The sequence below is a fragment of the Micromonospora sp. NPDC048909 genome (genome assembly GCF_040649635.1).
GTDB lineage: Bacteria > Actinomycetota > Actinomycetes > Mycobacteriales > Micromonosporaceae > Micromonospora.
In genome coordinates, this window is record NZ_JBEZFU010000003.1 from 136,503 (window position 1) to 156,788 (window position 20,286).

At 71.8% G+C, this 20,286-nt stretch carries 17 protein-coding genes; 8 read left to right on the forward strand and 9 right to left on the reverse strand.

Features of this window, described 5'->3' with window-relative positions; all coding sequences use genetic code 11:
• Nucleotides 1–132 precede the first annotated feature (132 nt).
• Nucleotides 133–2,538, forward strand: a complete 2,406-nt coding sequence (pcrA, locus tag AB0C04_RS09965; RefSeq protein ID WP_357051075.1) for a DNA helicase PcrA — start codon at nucleotides 133–135, stop codon at nucleotides 2,536–2,538.
• 54 nt (nucleotides 2,539–2,592) lie between these two features.
• Here pcrA and AB0C04_RS09970 read toward each other — a convergent pair whose 3' ends face one another.
• On the reverse strand, nucleotides 2,593–3,309 hold the full coding sequence (locus tag AB0C04_RS09970) for a M23 family metallopeptidase (protein ID WP_357052207.1): 717 nt from the start codon (nucleotides 3,307–3,309) through the stop codon (nucleotides 2,593–2,595).
• 340 nt (nucleotides 3,310–3,649) lie between these two features.
• Nucleotides 3,650–4,360 carry a M23 family metallopeptidase gene (locus AB0C04_RS09975; RefSeq protein WP_357051078.1) on the reverse strand — a complete coding sequence of 237 codons (711 nt, stop codon included), beginning with the start codon at nucleotides 4,358–4,360 and terminating at the stop codon, nucleotides 3,650–3,652.
• Nucleotides 4,361–4,899: 539 nt separating this feature from the next.
• Here AB0C04_RS09975 and AB0C04_RS09980 point away from each other — a divergent pair.
• From AB0C04_RS09980 to AB0C04_RS09995, 4 genes are all read left to right on the forward strand, one after another.
• Entirely contained in the window at nucleotides 4,900–5,304 is a 405-nt protein-coding gene (locus tag AB0C04_RS09980) for a cobalamin B12-binding domain-containing protein (protein ID WP_350871411.1), read from the forward strand.
• A gap of 531 nt (nucleotides 5,305–5,835) precedes the next feature.
• Nucleotides 5,836–7,014: an ADP-forming succinate--CoA ligase subunit beta gene (gene sucC, locus AB0C04_RS09985; protein ID WP_357051081.1), complete on the forward strand. Its 1,179-nt coding sequence runs from the start codon at nucleotides 5,836–5,838 to the stop codon at nucleotides 7,012–7,014.
• Between the two features lie 2 nt (nucleotides 7,015–7,016).
• Nucleotides 7,017–7,904: a succinate--CoA ligase subunit alpha gene (sucD, locus tag AB0C04_RS09990; RefSeq protein ID WP_357051084.1), complete on the forward strand. Its 888-nt coding sequence runs from the start codon at nucleotides 7,017–7,019 to the stop codon at nucleotides 7,902–7,904.
• A 382-nt stretch (nucleotides 7,905–8,286) separates the two neighbouring features.
• The gene (locus tag AB0C04_RS09995) at nucleotides 8,287–9,576 is read left to right on the forward strand and encodes a DUF6350 family protein (RefSeq protein ID WP_357051087.1); all 1,290 of its coding nucleotides are present in this window, start codon (nucleotides 8,287–8,289) and stop codon (nucleotides 9,574–9,576) included.
• Between the two features lie 87 nt (nucleotides 9,577–9,663).
• Here AB0C04_RS09995 and AB0C04_RS10000 read toward each other — a convergent pair whose 3' ends face one another.
• Nucleotides 9,664–10,305: a hypothetical protein gene (locus AB0C04_RS10000; RefSeq protein ID WP_357051090.1), complete on the reverse strand. Its 642-nt coding sequence runs from the start codon at nucleotides 10,303–10,305 to the stop codon at nucleotides 9,664–9,666.
• A gap of 40 nt (nucleotides 10,306–10,345) precedes the next feature.
• Nucleotides 10,346–10,639 (reverse strand): CD225/dispanin family protein, encoded by a 294-nt coding sequence (locus AB0C04_RS10005; protein ID WP_350871424.1) that lies wholly within the window; start codon nucleotides 10,637–10,639, stop codon nucleotides 10,346–10,348.
• A 195-nt stretch (nucleotides 10,640–10,834) separates the two neighbouring features.
• Here AB0C04_RS10005 and purN point away from each other — a divergent pair, with 195 nt between their 5' ends.
• Both purN and purH read left to right on the forward strand, forming a co-directional pair.
• A complete protein-coding gene (gene purN / locus AB0C04_RS10010; protein WP_350871427.1) occupies nucleotides 10,835–11,455 on the forward strand; it encodes a phosphoribosylglycinamide formyltransferase in 621 nt (206 codons plus the stop codon).
• Nucleotides 11,452–13,020: a bifunctional phosphoribosylaminoimidazolecarboxamide formyltransferase/IMP cyclohydrolase gene (gene purH / locus AB0C04_RS10015; RefSeq protein ID WP_357051095.1), complete on the forward strand. Its 1,569-nt coding sequence runs from the start codon at nucleotides 11,452–11,454 to the stop codon at nucleotides 13,018–13,020. The genes purN and purH overlap by 4 nt, the downstream gene beginning before the upstream one ends.
• A 119-nt stretch (nucleotides 13,021–13,139) precedes the next feature.
• On the opposite strand, the gene AB0C04_RS10020 is transcribed toward purH, so the two are convergent.
• The 5 genes from AB0C04_RS10020 to AB0C04_RS10040 form a co-directional block, all read right to left on the reverse strand.
• Nucleotides 13,140–14,174 (reverse strand): dipeptide ABC transporter ATP-binding protein, encoded by a 1,035-nt coding sequence (locus AB0C04_RS10020; protein ID WP_357051098.1) that lies wholly within the window; start codon nucleotides 14,172–14,174, stop codon nucleotides 13,140–13,142.
• Nucleotides 14,158–15,195, reverse strand: a complete 1,038-nt coding sequence (locus AB0C04_RS10025; protein WP_357051101.1) for an ABC transporter ATP-binding protein — start codon at nucleotides 15,193–15,195, stop codon at nucleotides 14,158–14,160. Before AB0C04_RS10025 ends, AB0C04_RS10020 begins: the two co-directional genes overlap by 17 nt.
• Before the next feature lie 65 nt (nucleotides 15,196–15,260).
• Nucleotides 15,261–16,217 (reverse strand): ABC transporter permease, encoded by a 957-nt coding sequence (locus tag AB0C04_RS10030; protein ID WP_350871438.1) that lies wholly within the window; start codon nucleotides 16,215–16,217, stop codon nucleotides 15,261–15,263.
• Nucleotides 16,210–17,148 carry an ABC transporter permease gene (locus AB0C04_RS10035; protein ID WP_350871440.1) on the reverse strand — a complete coding sequence of 313 codons (939 nt, stop codon included), beginning with the start codon at nucleotides 17,146–17,148 and terminating at the stop codon, nucleotides 16,210–16,212. Before AB0C04_RS10035 ends, AB0C04_RS10030 begins: the two co-directional genes overlap by 8 nt.
• A gap of 195 nt (nucleotides 17,149–17,343) precedes the next feature.
• Nucleotides 17,344–18,948 carry an ABC transporter substrate-binding protein gene (locus tag AB0C04_RS10040; RefSeq protein WP_357051105.1) on the reverse strand — a complete coding sequence of 535 codons (1,605 nt, stop codon included), beginning with the start codon at nucleotides 18,946–18,948 and terminating at the stop codon, nucleotides 17,344–17,346.
• A gap of 446 nt (nucleotides 18,949–19,394) precedes the next feature.
• Here AB0C04_RS10040 and AB0C04_RS10045 point away from each other — a divergent pair, with 446 nt between their 5' ends.
• Nucleotides 19,395–20,255 (forward strand): bifunctional methylenetetrahydrofolate dehydrogenase/methenyltetrahydrofolate cyclohydrolase, encoded by an 861-nt coding sequence (locus AB0C04_RS10045; protein ID WP_350871444.1) that lies wholly within the window; start codon nucleotides 19,395–19,397, stop codon nucleotides 20,253–20,255.
• Nucleotides 20,256–20,286 lie beyond the last annotated feature (31 nt).

Genomic DNA, 20,286 nt, shown 5'->3' on the forward strand with positions numbered 1-20,286 from the left:
GCAAGGATTCCGGGGGAAGCGGGCCCCAGGTCACCCCGAGCGGGCCGCCGCCCGACGGGCGGTGCCGGCTGGGTCGCACCCGGGCGTGCGCGGTCGGGAAGTGTCCGCCCGGCGGCATAGACTCGCCGTGCGATGCATCCTCTCTTCGACATCCCCGCGTCCCCGCCCGCGCCCGAGCGCGCGTCGGCCCGTCCGCACCGGCCCGGGCCGGCGCCCAGCCGCCTCGACCCACAGGCCCTGCTCACCGGGTTGAACGGGCCGCAGGGCGACGCGGTCACGCACGCCGGCACGCCGCTGCTGATCGTGGCGGGCGCGGGCTCCGGCAAGACCCGGGTGCTCACCCACCGGATCGCCTACCTGCTCGCCGCGCGGGACGTGCACCCCGGCGAGATCATCGCGATCACCTTCACCAACAAGGCCGCCGGCGAGATGAAGGAGCGGGTCGCCGCGCTGGTCGGGCCGCGGGCCCGGCTGATGTGGGTGTCGACCTTCCACTCGGCCTGTGTCCGGATCCTGCGCGCCGAGCACGAGCACGCCGGGCTGAAGTCGACCTTCTCCATCTACGACGCCGACGACTCCCGCCGGCTGATGCAGTTGGTCACCCGCGAGCTCGATCTCGACCCGAAGCGCTACCCGGCGCGCGGCCTGGCCGCCCAGGTCTCCAACCTGAAGAACGAGCTGGTCGATCCCGAGGAGTTCGCCGCCCGGGCCAAGGGCCCCAACGAGCGGGCCCTGGCCGAGGCCTACACGCTCTACCAGCGCCGACTGCGGGAGGCGCACGCGCTGGACTTCGACGATCTGATCATGACCACGGTGCACCTGCTCCAGTCGCACCCGCACGTCGCGGAGACCTACCGCCGGCGCTTCCGGCACGTGCTGGTGGACGAATACCAGGACACCAACCACGCCCAGTACACCCTGATCAAGGAGCTGGTCTCCGGCACCGACGGGCTGGCACCGGCCGAGCTCTGCGTGGTCGGCGACGCGGACCAGTCGATCTACGCGTTCCGCGGCGCGACCATCCGCAACATCCTGGAGTTCGAGCGGGACTTCACCGACGCCCGGACGATCCTGCTGGAGCAGAACTACCGCTCCACCCAGACCATCCTCAACGCCGCCAACGCGGTGATCGACCGCAACACCTCCCGCAAGCCCAAGCGGCTGTGGAGCGACGCGGGTGCCGGCGAGCAGATCGTCGGCTACGTGGCCGACACCGAGCACGCCGAGGCGGACTGGGTGGCCCGCGAGATCGACCGGCTGGTCGACGCCGACGAGGCCCGCCCGGGTGACGTGGCGGTCTTCTACCGCACCAACGCCCAGTCCCGGGTCTTCGAGGAGGTGTTCATCCGGATCGGCCTGCCCTACAAGGTGGTCGGCGGGGTGCGCTTCTACGAGCGCAAGGAGGTCCGCGACGCGCTGGCCTACCTGCGCGCGGTGGTCAACGACGACGACACGGTGAGCCTGCGCCGGATCCTGAACACCCCGCGCCGGGGGATCGGCGAGCGGGCCGAGGCGTGCGTCGAGGCGCTCGCCGGTCGGGACCGCATCTCCTTCGGCGCGGCGCTGCACCGGGCCAAGGAGGCGCCGGGCATCTCGACCCGGGCGGCGAACGGCATCGCCGACTTCGTCGCCCTGCTCGACGGCGCCCGCGAGCTGGCCGAGACCGGCACCCCGGAGGAGGTGCTGGAGGCGCTGCTCACCCGCTCCGGCTACCTGACCGAGCTGGAAGAGAGCCTCGACCCGCAGGACGCCGGCCGGGTCGACAACCTCCAGGAACTGGTCAGCGTGGCTCGGGAGTACACCGAGCGGATCGAGGCGACGGGCGACGAGGGGGAGCGGGCCACCCTGGCCGGCTTCCTGGAGCAGGTCGCCCTGGTCGCCGACGCCGACCAGATCCCCGCCGACGACCCGGATCACCAGGGCGTCGTCACGCTGATGACGCTGCACACCGCCAAGGGGCTGGAGTTCCCGGTGGTCTTCCTGACCGGCCTGGAGGACGGCGTCTTCCCGCACCTGCGCTCGCTCGGCGACACCCGAGAGCTGGAGGAGGAGCGGCGGCTGGCCTACGTCGGGATCACCCGGGCCCGGCAGCGGCTCTATCTCTCCCGGGCGGTGACCCGCTCGGCGTGGGGGCAGCCGTCCTACAACCCGCCGTCCCGCTTCCTGGAGGAGCTGCCGCCGGAGCTGGTGCGCTGGGAGCGCACCGAGGGGTCGTACACCTCGTGGGCCGGCGGGGGCGGCGGCGTCGGTGGCCGCGCGGACCGCGCGCCCGGCGGGCGCGGGACCTTCAACGGGGGTACGCCGAAGGCGGCCCAGCTGGCGAAGCGGCTCGGTGTCGACGGCAGCCGGTTGACCACCGCCAGCGAGTTGCCGCAGGGGCCGAAGGTGGCCGCCGGCGATCGGGTCAACCACCAGCGCTACGGGCTGGGCCGGGTGCTCGCCGTGGAGGGGCACGGCCCCGGTGCTCGCGCGCAGATCGACTTCGGCGACCAGACCATGTGGCTGGTGCTCCGGCACGCCCCCATCGACAAGCTCTGAGCCGGCGCGGCCCGGCCCGGCGAGTGCCGGGCCGGGCCGCGTGCCTTGGTGACGTCAGCAGGGCACGTCGATGCCCCGGGCGCGTAGGAACGGCGCCGGGTCGATCTGGCTCCACATCTGGCCCTGGTGCACCTCGAAGTGCAGGTGCGGGCCGGTGGAGTCGCCGGTGGAGCCTTCGTAGCCGATGACCTCGCCGGCGCTGACCTTGTCGCCCACGCTCACCACGAGGCGGCTCTGGTGGGCGTAGTGGGTGAGGTAGCCGTTGCCGTGGTCGATGAAGACCGAGTTGCCGTACCCGTCGCCGGCGTCGCCGGCCTTGACCACGGTGCCCGCGGCGGCGGCGTGGATCGGGGTGCCGGCCGGCATGGCGAAGTCGATGCCCGCGTGCTGGGTGCCCCACCGGGGGCCGAAGCAGGACGTGATCGCGGCGCCCTTCATCGGGATGACCCAGGCCGGCTTCGGCTTCGCGGTCTTCGGCTTCGGCTTGGGCTTGGGCTTGGGCTTGGCGGTGGCCGGCTTGGCCGAGGGGCTGGCGGTGGACGGGCTCGGCGTCGGGCTGCTCGGCGTGACCGACGGGGTGGCCGCTGCGCTCGACTCGCGGGCGGAGCGGTCGGCGCGGTCGGCGGCCTCGGCACGGGCCTGCGCGTCGAGCGAGACCGGCGCCGGGGTGTGGTCGTCGCCGGTCGTGGCGACCGCGACGCCGGCGACGCCGATGCCGAGCGCGGCGACCGCCCCGACCACGAGGAGCCGGGCGCGGCGCCCGACGCGCATCCGGTGCCGGGTCACGTCGGCGTCGTCGCGCTGCTCGTTCCGGGTGGTGCTGTCTTCTTCCTGCACGGGGGGACCTTCACGTGTCGAGGGGATCGGACGGGACCGATCCTGGTGCGGGCCCGGGTGCCGGCGGGTAAGGGGGACGGGTCGGGCCGGTGACACGGTGCCGGCCGCTGACCTGTTCTGGGCGGCTATGGGGGTTGTGACCCGTTAAGTGATCATGCTCGGTGGTGGCGCCGCTCACATCTCCCGCTGTGGCGCAGGTGACACCGCTCCGGCCGCGACATGAAAAAACCGCCCGGATCGATCGATCCGGGCGGTTATCCGTCGATACACAGCGTCAGGAGGCGGCTACCTCGCCGTAGATTGCCTCGACTTGTAGCTTGATGTCCACTCCGCGCTCCTGGAGCCACGGCACCGGGTCCACCGGCTCGCCCTTGACATGCACCTCGAGGTGCAGGTGGCTGCCGTAGGAGTGGCCGGTGTTGCCCACCAGGCCGAGCTGGTCGCCGGCCTTGACCTGCTGACCCTCCTGGACGCTGACCGCGGAGGAGTGGCCGTAGATCGCCTCGCTGCCGTCCGGGTGCTGGACGATCACCGCGTGGCCGTAGCCGCCGAACCAGCCGGCCTTGGTGACGGTGCCGGCGTGGATCGCGACGTACGGGGTGCCCTCGGGGGCGACCAGGTCGACGCCGGTGTGCAGCTTGCCCCAGCGCATTCCGTAGGGCGAGTTGAAGTCGTAGCCCTGCAGGGGCAGCAGCCAGGTGTCGGGCTCGCCGGCCTCGTCGGACCGCCCGCTGTCGCGGGAGGCGCGGTCGGCGGCGTCGGCGCGGGCCGCGGCGTCCTGGCTGGTGATCGAGGCCTGCCGCAGGTCGTCGAGGACCGACGGGTTGACGCTCTTGGCGTCCGGCAGGGCGCCCGCGCCGAGCGCGACGACACCGGCGCCGACGAAGGCGGTGGTGACCACGGCCGCGTAACGGCTACGCGGAGGGGTGGGTACGCGGCGACGACCGCGATATCTATCGGGCTCAGACGACAGGCGCTGGCGCACGCACACCCTCCGTTGTCGGGGTTCCGATGCGGCCCGCGGACACCCGGAGAAGCTCGGGTGAACGTCTGCTGACCGCGTCGTCACCCGTCCATGGACCTGATGACAACCGTGGACACGTTAGCCAACCACCAGGCGACTCACAAGCCGGAGCGCCGAATTGGCGTGTCGATCTGTCCGTTTGCGTCCGCGATTGTCATGCCTCGCGCCGCCGATCGGTGCCCAGGTTACTGTCCGTTCGTCGCCGAGCGTGACCGGTACGGCGGACTCGTCCCGCTTGACGGCGAAGGCCGCGCCGCCCCTGCCCGCCCCGGGTGGTTGCCGCACCGCCCTGGCTCCGCCGCAGGTCACCGGGGAGCCCGGACCCGGAATGTCCGGCCCGACTCGCCGGCGGGGCTGCCCCCGCCGCCCGGCCGACGATCCGCCCGACTCGCCGGGCCGACTCGCCGGCCGGGTTCCCGGCCCGGATTTCCCGGCCCCGGTCGGCCGGGTTACCGTTCGTTCAGGTGAATGCCGCGAAGTCCGGTGAAAGGTGTGCGCTGATGAGCTCTCGAATTCGGGTCGTCGTCGCCAAGCCCGGCCTGGACGGCCACGACCGGGGCGCGAAGGTGGTCGCGCGCGCCCTGCGTGACGCCGGCATGGAGGTCATCTACACCGGCCTGCACCAGACGCCGGAGCAGATCGTCGAGACCGCCATCCAGGAGGACGCCGACGCGGTCGGCCTCTCGGTGCTCTCCGGCGCGCACATGACGCTGTTCCGGCGGGTCCTCGAGCTGCTCGCCGAGCGCGACGCGCGGGACATCGTGGTGTTCGGTGGCGGCATCATCCCGGACGCCGACCTGCCCGAGCTCGAGAAGCTCGGGGTCGCCAAGATCTTCACGCCGGGCGCGACCACCCAGTCGATCGTGGAGTGGGTGCGGCAGAACGTGGCTCAGCCGGTCAGCTGAGGCGGGCGTCGCGCCGGCCTTCCAGGCTGACAGCGGCGGTGCTCTCCTGGCTGACAGCGGCGGAGAGAGAGCCGCGGCCGGATCGAGAGACGGGGGAGGGGCCGGACGCACCCCTCACACGTCCGGCCCCTCTATGCACGATGCCCCGCCGCCACCCCTCGACCGACAGGGCATCGGCCGTCTCCCGTCATCGCGCTTTCCAGCGCTCCGACATCTGACTCAACGAGGCCCCGCCGGAGGGGTTACGCGCCCCCGCCAACATCGCCCGGACGGCTGACGTGACCGGGCCGTCGCCGCCCGGGGACCCCGCGGCAGGCGCGTCCGAGGCGGCTGTCGGGCGGCGACGGCCCGGGGGTCCGAGGGTGGGCTGTGCATTACCGCACACCGCGCACCCGCTCGGTTGCCGCCGGTGGCCACCTCGCTAGGCTGCGGCCAATGGCCTGTTTCAAGTGATGACAGGCGTCAAACTGTTTTCTGAACGCTGGTGGCGGCGCGACGGCGCGCCGCGGAGACGGGACGGGACGCGCAATCGTGGACCTGTACGAGTACCAGGGGCGGGACCTGTTCGAGCGGCACGGCTTGCCCGTGCTGGCCGGCGGCGTCGCCACTACCCCGGAGGAGGCCCGCGCGATCGCCGAACGCCTCGGCGGTCGGGTGGTCGTCAAGGCACAGGTGAAGGTCGGCGGCCGGGGCAAGGCCGGCGGCGTCAAGCTGGCCGAGGGCCCGGATGAGGCGGTGGCCCGGGCCACCGACATCCTCGGCATGGACATCAAGGGCCACACCGTCCACAAGGTCATGATCACGGTGACCGCGGACGTGGCCGACGAGTACTACTTCTCGTACCTGCTCGACCGGGCGAACCGCACCTTCCTCTGCATCGCCAGCGTGGCCGGCGGCATGGACATCGAGCAGGTCGCCGCCGAGACCCCGGACAAGGTGGTCAAGGCCCCGATCGACGCCGTCAAGGGCGTCGACGAGGCGAAGGCCCGTGAGATCGTCACCGCGGCCGGCTTCCCGGCCGAGGTCGCCGACCAGGTCGTCGACGTCGCGGTGGGCCTGTGGCAGGCCTTCGTCGCCGAGGACGCCACCCTGGTCGAGGTGAACCCGCTGGCCAAGACGGGCGAGGGCAAGCTGCTGCTGCTCGACGCCAAGATCAGCCTGGACGAGAACGCCGGCTTCCGGCACCCGGACCACGAGGCGCTGGTCGACCAGGCCGCGGTGGACCCGCTGGAGCAGGCCGCCAAGGAGAAGGACCTCAACTACGTCAAGCTCGACGGCGAGGTCGGCATCATCGGCAACGGCGCGGGTCTGGTCATGTCGACCCTCGACGTGGTCGCGTACGCCGGTGAGCGGCACGGCGGCGTCAAGCCGGCCAACTTCCTCGACATCGGCGGCGGCGCCAGCGCGGCCGTGATGGCGAACGGGCTGGAGATCGTCCTTTCCGACCCGTCGGTGCGCAGCGTCTTCGTCAACGTCTTCGGCGGCATCACCGCCTGCGACGAGGTCGCCAACGGCATCATCCAGGCGCTCGCCCTGCTCGAGCAGCGCGGCGAGCAGGTCACCAAGCCGCTCGTCGTCCGGCTCGACGGCAACAACGCCGAGGCCGGTCGGGCGATTCTCGACGGCGCGAACAACCCGCTGGTGCAGCGGGTCGACACCATGGACGGCGCGGCCGAGCGGGCCGCCGAGCTGGCAGCTGCGGGGGTCTGAAGATGGCTATCTGGCTGACCAAGGACTCCAAGGTCATCGTCCAGGGGATGACCGGTTCCGAGGGTTCCAAGCACACCCGGCGGATGCTCGCCGCCGGCACCAACGTGGTCGGCGGCGTGAACCCGCGCAAGGCCGGCACCACCGTCGACTTCGACGGCACCGAGCTGCCGGTCTTCGCCTCGGTCGCGGACGCGATGAAGGAGACCGGGGCCGACGTCACGGTGATCTTCGTTCCGCCGCAGTTCACCAAGGCCGCCGTCGTCGAGGCGATCGACTCCGGCATCGACCTCGCCGTGGTGATCACCGAGGGCGTGCCGGTGCACGACACCGCCGCGTTCTGGGCGTACAACGTGTCGAAGGGGGAGCGGACCCGGATCGTCGGGCCCAACTGCCCCGGCATCGCCTCGCCGGGCGCCTCGAACGCCGGCATCATCCCGGCCGACATCACCGGCACCGGCCGGATCGGCCTGGTCAGCAAGAGCGGCACGCTGACCTACCAGATGATGTACGAGCTGCGGGACATCGGCTTCTCGACCTGCGTCGGCATCGGCGGTGACCCGATCATCGGCACCACCCACATCGACGCGCTCGCCGCGTTCGAGGCCGACCCGGACACCGACGCCATCGTGATGATCGGTGAGATCGGCGGCGACGCCGAGGAGCGGGCCGCCGAGTTCATCAAGGCGAACGTCACCAAGCCGGTCGTCGGCTACATCGCCGGTTTCACCGCCCCGCCCGGCAAGACCATGGGGCACGCCGGCGCGATCATCTCCGGCTCGGCCGGTACCGCCGAGGCGAAGAAGGCGGCGCTGGAGGCGGTCGGTGTGAAGGTCGGCAAGACGCCGACCGAGACCGCGCGCCTGATGCGGGAGATCATGTCCGCCGGCTGATCCGGCTGTCGCGTACCGAGGGGGTCGACCGGCGCGGTCGGCCCCCTCAGTCGTCTCCTCGCCCGGATCGTTGCCGGCCCCGGCGCGGAGCCCGCGCTCGAACGACGACTCCCACGACGCCCGGCGCGGAGGCGACGTGCCCGAGTGGCCGGGCGGGTGGGTGTCCCGAATGGACAGGTGGTCGAGGACGATGCCGAGGATTCCGCGGCGGACGGGACCGAGCGTGATGCCGAGCACGCCCGGAACGGCGGTGCAGGCCCGCTCGGCGGCCGTCGGCAGGGCACCCACGGAGGGCCGGCGGAGCGCGGACGGCGGAACTCGCCGCCGTGCCGGGGGGTTATCGGACTGCTCCCGCGCGCGCGGCGTGCCAGAGTAGATCCCGATGTCCTCCGTCACCCCTGATCAACCCCGCCGCTCCGGCACGGCCACCGCCGACGACCGGTCGGGTGGTCGCGCCGCGCCGGGCCGGCGGGTGCCGACGCCACGGTCAGGCGGAGCGCCGCGCGGTCGCGCGCCCCTCGCCGTGGCCGCGGCGGTGGCGGCCATCGGGGCCGCGCTCACCTCCTACCTGCCCGTCGCGATCGTGCTCGGCCTGGCGCAGCTCAGCGAGGACGCCGGCTCGGTCACCGGCGCCCTGCGTGCCGGGCTGGCCGGCTGGCTGCTCGGGCACGGCGTCCCGCTGCACACCGAGGCCGGTCCTCTCGGGCTGGTTCCGCTGGCGCTGACCGGGCTGGTGGTCTGGCGGCTGACCCGGGCCGGGGTGCACGTCAGCCGGGCCATCGGCGCGCGCGGCGGCCGGTCGCCGCGGCAGGCGCTCGTCGCCGCCGGCGCGGTCGGCGTCGGTTACGCGCTGCTCGGCGTCCTCGCCGCGGTGCTGGTCGGGGCGGGCGGTCCGACGGTGTCCCTGCTCCGCGCCGGGCTGACCTTCGCCCTGCTCGGCACGCTGGCCGCGCTGGTCGGCGCGGTGCGCACCTCCGGCGTGGCCAGGCTGTTCGATGAACGCGCCCCGGTGGCGCTGCGCGAGGGGATCCGCACCGGCCTGGTCGCCGGTCTGCTGCTGCTCGGCGCGGGCGCCGGGGCGGCCGGGCTCGCCGTGGCCACCGGCGGGGGCGACGCGGCCGACATGATCGGGGCCTACCGGACGGGGGTGGCCGGGCAGGCCGGGATCACCCTGGTCAGCCTCGCCTACGCGCCCAACGCCACCGTCTGGTCCACCAGTTACCTGCTCGGCCCGGGCTTCGCCGTCGGCACCGACACCGCGGTGCGGACCAGCGAGGTCTCGGTGGGCGCCCTACCGGCCGTACCGCTGCTGGCTGGCCTGCCCCGCGGCCCGGTGGACGGGCCGGGCGCCGCCATGCTCGCGGTGCCCGTGCTGGCCGCGATGACCGCCGGTTGGCTGCTGGCCCGGCGGCTGCTGCGGCTGGCCCTGGACGAGCGGGCGCCGGTGGGCTGGGCCGCGCTGCTCGGCCCGGCGGCGATCGCCGGACCGGTGGCCGGGGTGCTGCTGGGCGTGGCCGCGGCAGCCTCGGCCGGCCCGTTGGGGGGCGGCCGGTTGGCCGAGGTGGGTCCGGTCGCCTGGCAGGTCGCCGCGGTGACCACCGCCGTGGTCGCGGCGGGCGCGCTGCTCGGCGCGGCCGCCGCCCGGGCCTTCGCCCGCCCCGCCGCCGGCTGAGCCGCGGCCGGCTGGTCCGCACACCCGCAGACAGACCGAGAGGGGCGCCCCGCGACTCGCGGGACGCCCCTCTCGTGGTTCGGACGGTCAGGGCTGGTTGGGCAGGCTCATGCCGATGAGGTTGAGGATCAGCACCAGGATGCCCAGGCCGGCGCCGACCGCGCCGCAGATCAGGCCGGCCTTGGCCTGGCCCGCGTTGTTGGCCAGGCCCTGGTCCGCCTTCTGCTTACCCAGGTAGCCGGTGACCACGGCGGCGATGCCGGCCGGGATGCCCAGGAACAGGCAGCAGGCCAACGGGATCGACGCGATACCGAGGATCATCGACACGAGGCCGAGGGTGTTGTTCTGCCCCTGCGCCTGCGGGTAGCCGGCGTTCGGGTAGGTCGGCGCACCGCCGTACGGCTGCTGCTGCGCGTACGGGTCCTGGTACGGCTGGCCGTAGGGCTGTCCCGAGGTGGGCGGCTGGCCGTAGGGCTGTCCCGAGGTGGGCGGCTGGCCGTACGGCTGGCCCGAGGTCGGCTGCTGCCCGTGCGGCGGCTGCTGGCCGTAGGGGTTCTGCGGCGCGGCGTACGGGTCCTGCGGCTGGCCGTAGGGCTGCCCGGCGGGGGGCTGCTGCCCGTACGGCGCCGCCGGCGGCGGGGCGTACGGGTCGTGGGGCTGCTGCGGCGCGGTCGGATCCTGGTTGGGCTGCTGGTTGTAGGGATCCTGACCGGGGTAACCGGGCTGCATTCGACGAGGCTCCTTGGCTGTGTCGTCAGTACGTGGTCCGTCAGTATGTGGTGCTGTCGCCACTCATGATCGCGCCGAGACCGCCCAGCGCGCAGCACACCAGCACGATCACATACCACGCGATGCCGATGATCAGGGCCCACTTGGACCACTTCTTCGACTCGGCCGCGGCGGCCTGCGCCCCGGCGTAGTCACCCTGCTGGAGCAGCGGGTTCACCTTGGACGCGTTGATGATGGCCGGAATGGCCAGCGGCCAGAAGAGGAAGATGGCGACGATCGACATCGTCATGTTGTTGTTGATCGGCTGCTGGGGGGCCGGGTATCCGGGCTGCATGGGGGCTCCTCATTCATCGACACAGCTCGCGTGTCGGATCATCGACGGGGTGCGGGCCGGGCGCGCCGGTCCCGAGCGACCGGCAGCGTACCGGTTCCGCGCCAGTCCGGCTGTCACCTGCGAGCACCGATCGACGGCAACCGTCCCGACCTGCCCGGACGTGGGCCGTCCCGACCTGCCCGATAGGGTGACCCGGTGACCGAGCCCGCGTCCGCCGCCCGCATCGTCGTCCTCATCTCCGGATCCGGGAGCAACCTGCAGGCGCTGCTCGACGCCACCGCCGACCCGGCGTACGGCGCCCGGGTGGTCGGGGTCGGCGCCGACCGGGACGGCATCGCCGGGCTGGACCGGGCCGCCGCGGCCGGGGTGCCGAGCTTCGTGGTCCCGCTGAAGGCGTACGAGACCCGGGAGGAGTGGGACCTCGCGCTCACCGCGCAGGTCGCCGCGCACTCGCCCGACCTGGTCATCTCCGCCGGGTTCCTGAAGCTGGTCGGGCCGCACTTCCTGGCCGCCTTCGGCGACCGCTACCTGAACACGCACAACACCCTGCTGCCGGCGTTTCCCGGCATCCACGGCCCGCGCGACGCGCTCGCCTACGGCGTGAAGGTCACCGGCGCCACCCTCTTCTTCGTCGATGCCGGAATGGACACCGGCCCGATCGTCGCGCAGGTCGCCGTGCCGGTGCTCGACGACGACGACGAGGAGACCCTCACCGAGCGCATCAAGTCGGCCGAGCGGCGCCAACTCGTCGAGCAGGTCGGCCGCCTGGTCCGCGCTGGTTGGACGATCACCGGAAGAAAGGTCACGACCCCGTGAGCTCCACTCAGGACGAGCGCCGCCCGATCCGGCGGGCGCTGGTCAGCGTCTACGACAAGAGCGGCCTGGTCGAGCTGGCCCAGGGCCTGCACGCGGCCGGCGTGGAGATCGTGTCGACCGGGAGCACCGCCGCGACGATCGCCGGCGCCGGTGTGCCGGTCACCGCGGTGGAGACGGTCACCGGCTTCCCCGAGGTCCTCGACGGCCGGGTCAAGACCCTGCACCCGAAGGTGCACGCGGGGCTCCTGGCCGACCTGCGCAAGCAGTCGCACGTCGACCAGCTCGACGAGCTGGGGGTCGCTCCGTTCGACCTGCTGGTCAGCAACCTCTACCCATTCCAGGCCACGGTCGCCTCCGGCGCCAGCCTCGACGAGTGCGTGGAGCAGATCGACATCGGTGGGCCGGCGATGGTCCGGGCCGCGGCCAAGAACCACGCGTCGGTCGCCGTGCTGACCGACCCGTCGGCGTACCCGGCGCTGCTGGCCGCCCTCGACGCGGGCGGCTTCACCCTGGCGCAGCGCCGGGCCCTGGCCGCGCGGGCCTTCGCCGACATCGCCGAGTACGACGTGGCGGTGGCGAACTGGTGCGCGGTGCAGCTCGGGGCCGAGCCGGAGTGGCCGGGCTTCGCCGGGCTGGCGCTGCGGGCGGAGCAGGCGCTGCGCTACGGCGAGAACCCGCACCAGGCGGCGGCGCTCTACACCGACCCGGACGCGCCGGCCGGGCTGGCCCAGGCCGAGCAGCTGCACGGCAAGGAGATGTCCTACAACAACTACGTCGACGCGGACGCCGCGTGGCGGGCCGCCAACGACTTCGCCGACCAGCCGGCCGTCGCGATCATCAAGCACGCGAACCCGTGTGGCATCGCGGTGGGCGCGGACGTCGCCGAGGCGCACCGCAAGGCGCACGCCTGCGACCCGGTCTCCGCGTACGGCGGCGTGATCGCGGTCAACCGGCCGGTCTCGGCCGAGCTGGCCCGGCAGGTGGCGGAGATCTTCACCGAGGTGGTGGTGGCGCCGGAGTTCGAGGCCGGCGCGGTCGAGATCCTCCGGGCCAAGAAGAACCTCCGGCTGCTGCGCGCCCCGGCGTGGAACCCGCCGCCGGCGGAGTGGCGGCAGATCAGCGGCGGCGTGCTGGTGCAGCTGGCCGACCGGGTGGACGCCCCCGGCGACGACCCGGCGAACTGGACCCTCGCTGCCGGCGACCCGGCCGACGAGCAGACCCTGCACGATCTGGCCTTCGCCTGGCGGGCGGTCCGCGCGGTGAAGAGCAACGCGATCCTGCTGGCCAGCGATGGCGCGACCGTCGGGGTCGGCATGGGTCAGGTCAACCGGGTCGACTCGGCGCGGCTGGCGGTCAGCCGGGCCGGGGCGGACCGGGCCCGGGGCTCGGTCTGCGCCTCGGACGCGTTCTTCCCGTTCGCCGACGGCCCGCAGATCCTCATCGACGCGGGGGTCCGGGCGATCGTCCAGCCGGGCGGATCGATCCGCGACGAGGAGGTCATCGCCGCCGCCAAGCAGGCCGGCGTGACGATGTACCTGACCGGCACCCGCCACTTCTTCCACTGACCGCCGCGCCAGCCCCCCGCTCGACCCCGTCGATCATGCAGTTGTGGTGCCTCACGAAGGGCGCGAATCAGCGCCCTTCGCCCACCACAACTGCATGATCGACCGGGATGGGGGCGGGGTCAGGCCGTCGCGGTGGGGCGGAGTTCGGCGAAGTGGCAGGCCGAGGGGTGCGGGTCGGCGGCACGCGGGACGGTCTGCGGGTCCTCGACGGCGCAGATCTCCTGCGCCTTCCAGCAGCGGGTGCGGAACCGGCAGCCGCTCGGCGGGTCGGCCGGCGACGGCACGTCACCGGTGAGCCGGATGATGTTCCGGTCGGTGCGCGCCTCCGGGTCCGGCACCGGCACGGCGGAGAGCAGCGCCTGGGTGTACGGGTGGGTGGCCCGCTCGTAGATCTCGTCCTCGGTGCCGATCTCCACGATCCGGCCGAGGTACATCACCGCCACCCGGTCCGCGATGTGCCGGACCACCGACAGGTCGTGCGCGATGAAGATGTAGGAGAGGCCCAACTCGTCCTGGAGCTGCTCCAGCAGGTTGATCACCTGCGCCTGGATGGAGACGTCCAGCGCCGACACCGGCTCGTCGCAGACGATGATCTCCGGACGCAGGGCGAGCGCCCGGGCGATGCCGATGCGCTGCCGCTGCCCGCCGGAGAACTGGTGCGGGTACCGGTTGATGTGCTCGGGGTTCAGCCCGACCACGTCCAACAGCTCCTGCACCCGCTTGCGCTTGCTGCCCTTCGGCGCCGCGTCCTGGTGGATCTCGAACGGCTCACCGATGATGTCGCCGACCGTCATCCGCGGGTTCAGCGAGGTGTACGGATCCTGCATGACCATCTGCATGTTGCGCCGCAGCCGCCGCAGCTCGCCGCCGGAGGCCTGGAACAGGTCGCGCCCCTCCAGGGTGGCCCGGCCCGAGGTCGGCGTCTCCAACCGCATCAGCAGCCGGGCCAGCGTCGACTTGCCGCAGCCCGATTCGCCCACCACGCCGAGGGTCTCGCCCCGGCGCAGCTCGAAGCTCACCCCGTCCACCGCCTTGACCGCGCCGATCTGGCGCTTGAACAGCACGCCCTGCGAGATCGGGAAGTGCTTGACCAGGTTGTCGACGGAGAGGATGGTCTCGCCCCGGACCTTGGTGGAGCTAGCGGGCGCTGTCATCACGGACCTCCTGCGCGAAGTGGCATGCGCTGGTCCGGCCGTCGCCGAGGACCAGGTCGTGCGGCACCGCGTCCACGCAGACCTGCTGGACGTACGGGCAGCGGGGGTGGAACGGGCAGCCGGAGGGGATCCGCATCAGGTTCGGCGGCAGCCCCTTGATCGTCGAGAGCTCCTGGCCGCGGACGTCCAGGCGCGGGATCGACTCCAGCAGCCCCTTGGTGTACGGGTGCGCCGGCGCCCGGTAGAGCGAGCGGACGTCGGCGTGCTCGACGATCCGGCCGGCGTACATCACCGCGATCCGGTCCGCCACGCCGGCCACCACGCCGAGGTCGTGGGTGATCAGGATCATCGCCATGCCGAGGTCCCGGCGCAGGTCGGCCAGGAGGTCCATGATCTGGGCCTGCACGGTGACGTCCAGCGCCGTGGTCGGCTCGTCGGCGATCAGCACCTTCGGGTTGAGCGCCAACGCCATCGCGATCATGACGCGCTGCCGCATGCCGCCGGAGAACTGGTGCGGGTAGTCGCCGATCCGCCGGGCGGCGGCCGGGATCTTCACCAGGTCCATCAGCTCGATGGCCCGCCGGCGGGCGTCGCCGCGGGACATCCCCTCGCGCTGGCGCAGCGTCTCGCCGATCTGCCAGCCGACCGGGAAGACCGGGTTCAGCGCCGAGAGCGCGTCCTGGAAGATGATCGCGATCTCTTTGCCGCGTACCTGCCGGCGCTGCTCCTCCGACTGGGCGAGCAGGTCACGGCCCTGGTAGAGGATCTGCCCGGAGCGGATGTGCGCCGGCGGGGTGTCCAGGATGCCCATGATCGCCTGGGCGGTCACCGACTTGCCGGAGCCGGACTCGCCGAGCACGGCGAGCGTCTCGCCGGCGTCCAGGTGGTACGAGACGCCGTTGATCACCTTGGCCACGCCCTCGCCGGTGCGGAACTCGACGTGCAGGTCCCGTACCTCGAGAAGGTGGCCGCCCTCCGGGGTGGCGGAGGCGGGCGTGGGTTGGACGATGGAGTCGGTCATGCTGTGCCTGCCTTTCGCTCGCGAACTGCGGGGCTCGCTTCGCTCACTCCTCGCGCTCGCACGGATCACCGCAGCTTCGGGTCGAAGGCGTCACGGATCGCGTCGCCGAGCATGATGAACGCGAGCACGGTCAGTGCGAGGAAGGCCGACGGGACGATCAACGGCGTCGCCGCCTCCCGCATGTGGATCCGGCCGGTGTCGATGTCCTGGCCCCACGAGATGGTCGGCGCCTTGAGGCCGATGCCCAGGAAGGAGAGCGTGGCCTCGGCGGCGATGAACGAGCCGAGCGCGATGGTCAGCACCACGATGGCCGGGGCCAGCGAGTTCGGCAGGATGTGCCGCCACATGATCCGGCCGTGGTTGGCGCCGAGCATCCGGGCCGCCGCGACGTAGTCCTGCTCCTTGGCGGTGATCACCGAGGAGCGGACCACCCGGGCGGCGGTCGTCCAACCGAGGACGGCCAGCACGAAGATGACCGCGGTGATCCGGGCCGTGGGGCTGTCGCTGCCCACCCGCTTGAGCAGCACGATCGCGGCCAGCAGCAGCGGGATGCCGAGCACGACGTCGATCACCCGGGAGAGCACCGCGTCCACCCAGCGACCGAAGTAACCGGCCAGCATCCCGATGACCAGCGCGATCACGCCGGTGCCCAGGGCCGAGAGCGCGCCGACCAGCAGCGACGCCCGGGTGCCGTAGACCGCTCGGGAGTACGTGTCGCAGCCCTGGAAGTCGTACCCGAAGATGGCCCCGCCGGACGGCCCGGCGTGCTGCCGGGAGAGCAGGCAGTCGCGCGGGTCGTTCGCGGTGAACACGCCGGGCAGGAGCGCCATCAGGGTGACGAGCAGCACCAGCACCAGCGAGATCCAGAAGATCGGGTTGCGGCGCAGGTCGCGCCAGGCGTCCCCGGCCAGGCTGCGCGGCTTCTGCGCCGCGCCGACCTGGTTGGGCGTGCCGGGCTCACCCGAGGGGCCACGCCGTGCGGCCTGGTTCTCGGTGGCCGCCACAGTTTCGAAGTCACTCATAGCGGATCCTCGGGTCGAGTACGGCGTACAGGACATCCACCACCAGGTTCGAGACCAGGTAGACCACGACGAGCACGCTGACGATGCCCACCACCAGCGGCCCGTCCTCGGTGCGGATGCCCCGGAAGAGGTTGAAGCCCACGCCGGGGATGTTGAAGACGCCCTCGGTGATGATCGCGCCGCTCATCAGGTTGCCCAGCTCGACGCCGAGGAAGGTCACCACCGGGATGAGCGAGTTGCGCAGCACGTGGACGCTGACGATGCGCCGCTTGAGCAGGCCCTTCGACCGGGCGGTCCGCACGTAGTCGGCGCGCAGGTTCTCGGCCACCGAGGTGCGGGTCAGCCGCAGCGCGGTGGCGAGCGAGAGCGAGCCGAGCACGATGCCGGGCAGCAGCAGCGCGTAGAAGCTCGGCTCCGAGCCGGCGGTGGGCGGGAAGAGCTGCCACTTCACGCCGAGGAAGAACTGTGCGAGCGGCGCCAGCACGATGGTCGGGATGCCCAGCACCAGCAGCGTCAGCACCAGCGTCGAGTTGTCGAAGATGCTGGCCCGGCGGATTCCGGCGATCACGCCGGAGGTGACGCCGAAGATGACGGCCACGGCGAGCGCGATGAGGGCCAGCTTCACGGTGACCGGCCAGGCCTGCTGGAGGATGTCGCCGATCTGCCGGCCGGTGAGCGACTGGCCCAGGTCGCCCTGGAGCAGGCTCCGCACGTAGTCGAAGTAGCGGTAGAAGAAGCCGCCCACGCCGGTCGCGTCCAGGTGGTACTTCTCGGTCAGATATGCCCGCTGAGCCGCCGTCACCGGCCGCTCACCGGCGAGAGCCTGGATCGGGTCGCCCTGCCCGGCGAACATCAGCGCATAGACGATCAGGGTGGTCCCGAGGAACGCGAGGACCATCTGCAGGAGGCGCCGCAGGATGTAGCGGAACATACTTGACAGTCTCTCTGGAAAAGTGCGAAAGGTTCGCAGTACGACGTCTCTGGTCGTACCGGAAATCTTGCCGCCGGCGCCCCTCCGGCCCGGGGGCCGTGCGGAGAGCGGCCGGACGGTCGGTCGGCGATTCCCGGTCCGCGCGTGCCCGGGCCACCCGGGTTTCCCCGAGTGGCCCGGACGCGGTCAGCTAGCTCAGCTGGTCGCTTCGATCTTGACCAGGTTGACGCGCTGGAACAGGTCCATCTCGACGTGGCTGACCTTGGTCGAATGCCCGAACACGTTCTCGCCGAAGCGGAGCGGGATCACCGGCATGTCCTTGGCCAGGATGTCCTCGGCCTGCTGGTACTTCTTGATCGCCTCTTCCTGGGTGGGAGCGGCGGAGCCCTCCTTCACCAGGCGGTCGAACTCCGGGTTGCTGTAGCCGTAGTAGTTCGACGAGCCGTTGGTGCTGTACAGCGGGCCCAGGTAGTCCTCCATGGACGGGTAGTCCATGACCCAGCCCAGCCGGAACATGCCGACCGGCTGCTTCTTCTCGACCTTGGTGAGCAGGTCGGCGAACTTCGGCTCGGCCGAGCCGACGACGTCCACGCCCAGGTTGGCCTTCAGCTGGTTGGCGGTCGCGTCGACCCAGTCCTTGTGGCCGCCGTCCCCGTTGTAGGAGATGACGATCTTCGACGGGCCGCCGGCGGCCTGGTAGAGCTTCTTGGCCTCGGTCGGGTTGAACTCGCCCGCCGCGCCCGCGGTGTTCTCCCGGTAGCCCGGCAGCACCGGCGAGACGAACGAACGAGCCGGCTGCTGCGAGTTCTTGAAGATCGACTTGGTGATCTCGTCCCGGTCGATCGCCATCGAGATCGCCTTGCGCACGTCCGGGTTGCTGAAGTTCTTGTCGAACGTCGGGAACGCCAGGAACTGGAACGACGACATCGGGCTGGTCTGGTAACGGTCGCCCAGGTCGGTCGGCGCGGTGCTCAGGCTCTCGGTCGGGATCGTCGGCAGCACGTCGAGGTTGTCCGCCAGCACGTCCGCGTACGCGGCGGTGAGCTGCTGGTAGACCCGGAACTCGACGGCATTCACCTTGGGCTTCTCACCCGGGTAGGCGTCGTACCGCTCGACGTCGATCTTGCTGTCGTGCTGCCAGGTGCCCTTCATCTTGAACGGGCCCTGACCGATCGGCGCCTGCTCGTAGGAGTCCTTGAGCACGCCCGGGGCCGAGAACGCGGCGTCCGGCAGCGGGTAGAAGGCGTTGTAGCCCAGCATCGTCTTGAAGTCGATGTACGGGGCGGAGAGCGTCACCTGGAAGGTCAGGTCGTCGACCTTCTTCAGGCCGGACATCTCCTTGGCCTTCGGCTTGTCGCCCTGCAGGTCCTGGTAGCCGTCGATCTTCTCGAAGAAGTAGCTGCCACCCTGGCCGTTGGGCGCGTACGCGCCGTAGTTCCAGGCGTTGATGTAGTCCTCGGACGTGACCTTCTCACCGTTGTGGAAGGTGAAGCCGTCCTTGAGCTTGATCGTCCAGACCTTGTTGTCGGACGACGTCACGGACTCGGCCGCGACCTCGTACGGCTTGTTCTGGGCGTCGTAGTCGACGAGCGGGCTGAACAGGCCGGCGAGCACCTGGGACCCGGACGTCTCGGTGGTGTTGGTCGGAACCAGGTGCTGGGGTTCCCCGATCTGGATACTGACCGCGGAACCGGAACCGCCGCTACCGGACCCACCGTCGCCGCCGCTGCCGCAGGCCGCGAGGCCCAGGGTCACCGCGAGCGGGAGGGCGGTCCAGGCGGCGAGCCTACGAACTCGCATTGAGCCTCCTCATCTCCTCACGCTGCGCAGTCAGGCCCGACGCTGGGTGACGCTGCGCAACAATCGGCAACGGTAGGTCGGGGTGGGTGCTTCCGGCAACGAGCCGGTTGCGACTCCGTAACAGTGTAGGTGGTGGCCCGTTGCCGACGGGCGGCCATTCTGCTAGGGCGAGGTCGTGTTTACGCCCCTGAAGTGCGATTACCGCTGGGAAGGCGGCGTGCTTCAGGCCGCTCCGGACGTCGCTCGGCGGTATCCGGTCGCCCGTCCCGGTTGTCGCCTTCCGTGCCCACCGGTCCGGTAACGGCTGTGGCTTGATCCACAAACCATCACCCAGGGTGATGAACGACACGTCACGCTTCGTTACCGAGGGCGGCTGCCCGAGCTGCCGCCGGGTCGTGGAACCGGGTCATCCGAAAGACCGACGTCCAACGTGAGACGATCAGTTCGTGACGGCGACGCTTCTGGACGGCAAGGCGACCGCGGCGGAGATCAAGGACGAGCTGCGAGCGCGGGTGAAGGCACTGGCCGAACGCGGCATCACCCCCGGACTGGGCACGGTCCTGGTCGGTTCCGACCCCGGCTCGCAGGCGTACGTCAACGGCAAGCACCGGGACTGCGCCGAGGTGGGCATCGCCTCGATCCGCCGCGAGCTGCCGGCCGACGCCACCCAGCAGCAGGTCGAGGACGTGCTCGCCGAGTTGAACGCCGACCCGGCCTGCCACGGCTACATCGTCCAGCTGCCGCTCCCGGCCCACCTCGACACCCAGCGGGTGCTGGAGCTGATCGACCCGGCCAAGGACGCCGACGGCCTGCACCCGGTGAACCTCGGCCGGCTGGTGCTCGGCTACCCGGGGCCGCTGCCCTGCACCCCGCGCGGCATCGTCGAGCTGCTGCGCCGCTACGACGTGCCGCTGCGCGGCGCCAAGGTGGCGGTCGTCGGCCGCGGCAACACCGTCGGTCGCCCGCTCGGCCTGCTGCTCACCCGGCGCACCGAGAACGCCACCGTGACGCTCTGCCACACCGGCACCCTCGACCTCGCCGCGCAGACCAGGGACGCCGAGATCGTGATCGTGGCGGCCGGTGTACCCGGCCTGCTCACCGCTGACATGATCACCCCGGGCGCCGTGGTGGTCGATGTCGGTATCACCCGGGTGGTCGGGCCGGACGGCAAGGGCCGTTACACCGGGGACGTGGACCCGGGGGTGGCCGAGGTGGCCGGCGGCCTCGTTCCGATGCCGGGCGGCGTCGGCCCGATGACCCGGGCCATGCTGCTGACCAACGTGGTCGAGCGCGCCGAGCAGGGCTGAGGTCTGGACGCGACGCCCGTCAGGGTCATAA

Coding starts and splice junctions, on each gene's coding strand:
- AB0C04_RS10035 (WP_350871440.1), bottom strand. CDS start 17,148: ATGTTCCGCTACATCCTGCGGCGCCTCCTGCAGATGGTCCTCGCGTTC.
- AB0C04_RS09995 (WP_357051087.1), top strand. CDS start 8,287: ATGTCCTCCGTCACCCCTGATCAACCCCGCCGCTCCGGCACGGCCACC.
- AB0C04_RS10005 (WP_350871424.1), bottom strand. CDS start 10,639: ATGCAGCCCGGATACCCGGCCCCCCAGCAGCCGATCAACAACAACATG.
- AB0C04_RS10020 (WP_357051098.1), bottom strand. CDS start 14,174: ATGACAGCGCCCGCTAGCTCCACCAAGGTCCGGGGCGAGACCATCCTC.
- AB0C04_RS09970 (WP_357052207.1), bottom strand. CDS start 3,309: ATGCGCGTCGGGCGCCGCGCCCGGCTCCTCGTGGTCGGGGCGGTCGCC.
- AB0C04_RS10040 (WP_357051105.1), bottom strand. CDS start 18,948: ATGCGAGTTCGTAGGCTCGCCGCCTGGACCGCCCTCCCGCTCGCGGTG.
- AB0C04_RS09980 (WP_350871411.1), top strand. CDS start 4,900: ATGAGCTCTCGAATTCGGGTCGTCGTCGCCAAGCCCGGCCTGGACGGC.
- pcrA (WP_357051075.1), top strand. CDS start 133: ATGCATCCTCTCTTCGACATCCCCGCGTCCCCGCCCGCGCCCGAGCGC.
- AB0C04_RS10030 (WP_350871438.1), bottom strand. CDS start 16,217: ATGAGTGACTTCGAAACTGTGGCGGCCACCGAGAACCAGGCCGCACGG.
- sucD (WP_357051084.1), top strand. CDS start 7,017: ATGGCTATCTGGCTGACCAAGGACTCCAAGGTCATCGTCCAGGGGATG.
- AB0C04_RS10025 (WP_357051101.1), bottom strand. CDS start 15,195: ATGACCGACTCCATCGTCCAACCCACGCCCGCCTCCGCCACCCCGGAG.
- AB0C04_RS10000 (WP_357051090.1), bottom strand. CDS start 10,305: ATGCAGCCCGGTTACCCCGGTCAGGATCCCTACAACCAGCAGCCCAAC.